The organism is Micromonospora sp. CPCC 206060 (assembly GCF_036906895.1).
GTDB lineage: Bacteria > Actinomycetota > Actinomycetes > Mycobacteriales > Micromonosporaceae > Micromonospora.
On sequence record NZ_JBAKHU010000171.1, the window covers coordinates 1 to 3,417 of the forward strand.

The 3,417-nt window shown below is 70.1% G+C and carries 3 protein-coding genes; all 3 read left to right on the top strand.

Annotated elements, in window-relative coordinates:
* The first annotated feature begins 64 nt into the window (after positions 1-64).
* The 3 genes from V6U90_RS32840 to V6U90_RS32850 all read left to right on the top strand — a co-directional run bounded on the left by V6U90_RS32840 (position 65) and on the right by V6U90_RS32850 (position 3,402).
* Complete coding sequence (locus V6U90_RS32840) at positions 65-325, top strand: peptidase inhibitor family I36 protein (RefSeq protein WP_334444978.1); 261 nt, start codon at positions 65-67, stop codon at positions 323-325.
* 93 nt (positions 326-418) lie between these two features.
* On the top strand, positions 419-1,096 hold the full coding sequence (locus tag V6U90_RS32845; protein ID WP_334444980.1) for an ABC transporter ATP-binding protein: 678 nt from the start codon (positions 419-421) through the stop codon (positions 1,094-1,096).
* Positions 1,093-3,402: a hypothetical protein gene (locus tag V6U90_RS32850; protein ID WP_334444982.1), complete on the top strand. Its 2,310-nt coding sequence runs from the start codon at positions 1,093-1,095 to the stop codon at positions 3,400-3,402. Before V6U90_RS32845 ends, V6U90_RS32850 begins: the two co-directional genes overlap by 4 nt.
* Positions 3,403-3,417: the final 15 nt, after the last annotated feature.

The following is a 3,417-nucleotide window of genomic DNA, read 5'->3' on the forward strand; positions in this document are numbered from 1 at the left end:
CACCGAACTCGTCGCCGGCTGTCCCTGGCTACCCACCGGCGCAGCGACCACCTGACCAGTCACCATGTGGGAAGACCCGTTCAAGGCTGGTAATCGGTACGTGCACTCCACACAGACGTCGTTCGACATCCCCGCATGGGACGGCGACAACGAGATCAGCTCGGTCTGGAACCGTACCGGTCAGAAGCTGACGATCTTCGACAACGACGACTACACCGGTACGCGAATCTGCCTGAACGCTGGCGAATATGTCGCCGAGTTGGGCCCCGAGCGCAGTTTCGACAATGAGGCGGAGAGCTACAAGCTCGCCAACAACTGTCTCTGATCGATCACAGCGACGCGCGGCGAGGGTGTTGGCCGTAGATTCGCATGGCTGGCATCCTCAGCGTCGTGAGCAACTTCGGGGGTGGTCTTCGGGATGGGCACCGGTCTGGGCGCTGACGTTGTCTCGAGCGACGGTCTGACTTACACGGTCGGCCAGACGGTTGCCGTGCGCGAGGCCAGCATGCGGGTGGCCGGGGGCGAGGTCGTCGCGATCACGGGCCCGTCCGGGTCGGGTAAATCCACGCTGCTGTTCCTGCTCGCGGGAGTGTTGCGCCCCGACAGGGGGTCGGTTCGTCTCAACGGCGTCGACCTCGGCGCGGTCAGTGACCGCGCTCGAGCCGGTCTGCGGCTGCGCCAGTGCGGCTTCGTTATGCAGTTCGGTGACCTGATACCGGAGCTGACGCTGGCCGAGAACGTGGAGCTGCCGTTGCGCCTGACCGGCATGTCCGCCCGCAAGGCCCGCGCCACCGCGGACGGACTGCTGGCTCGCCTCGGCCTCGACGGCGAGCGGAATCGCACGCCGTCGCGGGTGTCCGGTGGGCAGGCCCAGCGGGCCGCCATCGCGCGGGCGCTCGTGCACCGGCCGAGTGTGGTCTTCGCTGACGAGCCGACCGGCGCGTTGGACTCCCACTCAGCCGCGCAGTCAATGTCAGCGCTGCTGGACCTGGCCCGCGCTGGCGGCAGCGCGCTCATTCTGGTCACCCACGCCGGCGAGGTCGCCGCCACGGCCGACCGGGTCCTGACGATGCGAGACGGCGTGCTGCAGGCATGAGCTACCTGCCGTTCGCGCGGTTGGGGTTGCGGCTGTGCCGCGGCGGCGGCGCCGCTGGGCTGGTCCGCCTGCTGCTGCAGGCAGCAGCGGTCGCCTTCGGCGCGTTCGTGGTCCTGGCGACCCTCGCCGCGCCGGGTGTCGCCGAACGACAGGACGGCCGCATCGGCGATCGGGAGCCCGTCCTGGCGACGTCCGCCGGCACGGCCGGGTGTCTCAAGCTGCGCACTGTCGAGGACAACATCGGCACCCGCCCGTTACACCGGGTCGCCGTGTGGAACACCACCGCGCGATCACCTCGGCCGCCCGGCGTGCCGGCGTGGCCAGCGGCTGGTGAGATCGTCGTATCACCGGCCCTGGCAGAACTCATCGTCAACGACGTACGCGCTACCGCGAGGTTCCCGCAGCGTGTCGTCGGCGTCGTTGACCCCGCCGGCTTGGTCGCGCCGGACGAACTGTTGGCCTACGTCGGCGTGCCCGCTGCCGAAGCGGACCGGGCGGGCGGCACGCAGTGCGTCGATCGGTTCGGCACGCAGATCAGGCATCGAGGGGATTCCTGGACCGGGGCTGTCGAGGAGGTGCTGCGGCCGGCCGTGCTCGTGCCGGTCGGCATGGCCGTGTTCGTGTTCATACCTCTGGGCATCTTCCTGGCGGCGTCGGCACGGTTGTCTGCGGCCACCCGGGAACGACGGCTGGCCGCTCTTCGCCTGCTCGGGGCTGACGCCCGCCAGACGCAGGTGGTCAACGCCGTCGAGACCGGGGCGGTAGCGGCCCTCGGCGCCGCGATAGGGATCACCAGCTGGCTGTCGGCCCGCGGCGGAACCGAACAGGTGAGTCTTGGCCACCTGCACTGGTTCGCCGACGATCTCGCGCTGTCGCCGTTCACGGTCGCGTTGACCGCGGTGGGGCTGCCGCTGTACGCCGTCGCCGTGGCCACCGGCGCGTTCGCCCGCCTGCGCGGCAATCCACTCCACGCCTTGCGCAACGCGGCCAGCCGACGGCCGACGCTGCTGCGGATCGCGCCCATCACCTGCGGCGTCGCCCTCCTCGCCGGCGCGGCGTCGCTGCCCCCGGCGAAGGCGTTCTGGGCGCTGTCGGCCTTCGCCTCCGGCCTCGTCCTGACAGCCGTGGGACTGCCGCTGGTCACACCGCTGCTCGTACAGACCACATGGCAGCGGCTCAACCAGCGTCCCGGCATTCCGCCCGCGCTGCGTATCGCCGGGCGGCGCGCCCTGGCCTCAGACGGGGCCGCGGCCCGCCTCGTCGCCACGGTAGGTGTCACCCTCTTCGCCGCAGGAATCGGGCTCGGCGCCGCAGAGCACGTCCGCCTCGCCGAGTCATTGGCCACACCGTCCGCGCCCGCCCAGCTCAAGATCACCATCGACGGCGCCGTGAACCCCACCGTGCTCGACACGCTGCGCGCCACCCCAGGCGTGAACGGCGCCGCGCAATACGAGTACGCCTCGGCGAAGGTGGGCGCCGAGCAGCGGGCCGACGTCATGATCGCCTCCTGCGCCGACGTCCGCGGGCTGTTCGACGGCGCGGAAGCCTGCGGTCCTGAGCGCGTCTACCGGCTACACATCAACTCGCCCGACTTCGCCGGTGAACCGCAACTCGCGGCGGGCACCACCCTGCGCCTGACGCCGGCTGCGGAATCCAACTGTCCCGCGGCCCGGACCGTCGTGGCTCCCACCGACAAGCTTGAGCTGACCCCGAAGCTCTACGCCGACCGGCCGTACCAACTGCTCATCACCACCCCTGCGACCTGCACCGCAGCGCAGACCACCACCGTTGTCCTGCGCAACGAACCACCTGTGCTGGAACGAGCCCGCCAGATTCTCGCCACCCAAGCCCCCGCGTCCAACATCCAGGGCTTCCTCGGCACCACCCAGGGTCTCGGAGGCACCACCGTCACGGTGATTATCGGCGCGCTGATGGCCGTCACCCTCCTGTTGTGCCTCGCCGCACTCGTCGTCATCGCCGTCGACCGGCTGATCGAACGCCGCCGCCTCACTGCGGCCCTACGGATCATCGGAGTGCCCCGCCGGACAGAAGCCGCAGCCGACATGGCAGAAGTGGCCCTCCCGCTGGTCATCTCGGCGGCATTGGCAATGGCGGCGACCGCGGGTGCCGTCCACGCCGCCATCGAAATCACCGGGATCGCCACAGGCCGGCTCGGGCAGATCCTGCTCACCCAGGTCGGCCTCACCGCAGCCGCCGTCGTACTGCTCACCGCAGTCGGCTACGCCGGCACCCTGCTCAGCCTCGATCCACCGATGAATGTCGGGTCGGCGGGACCCCGGAGATAGAAAGTGCCCTCTGAG

What these genes read in the sequence shown, in the direction of transcription:
- V6U90_RS32845 (WP_334444980.1), top strand. Translation starts at nt 419, where the DNA reads ATGGGCACCGGTCTGGGCGCTGACGTTGTCTCGAGCGACGGTCTGACT.
- V6U90_RS32840 (WP_334444978.1), top strand. Translation starts at nt 65, where the DNA reads ATGTGGGAAGACCCGTTCAAGGCTGGTAATCGGTACGTGCACTCCACA.
- V6U90_RS32850 (WP_334444982.1), top strand. Translation starts at nt 1,093, where the DNA reads ATGAGCTACCTGCCGTTCGCGCGGTTGGGGTTGCGGCTGTGCCGCGGC.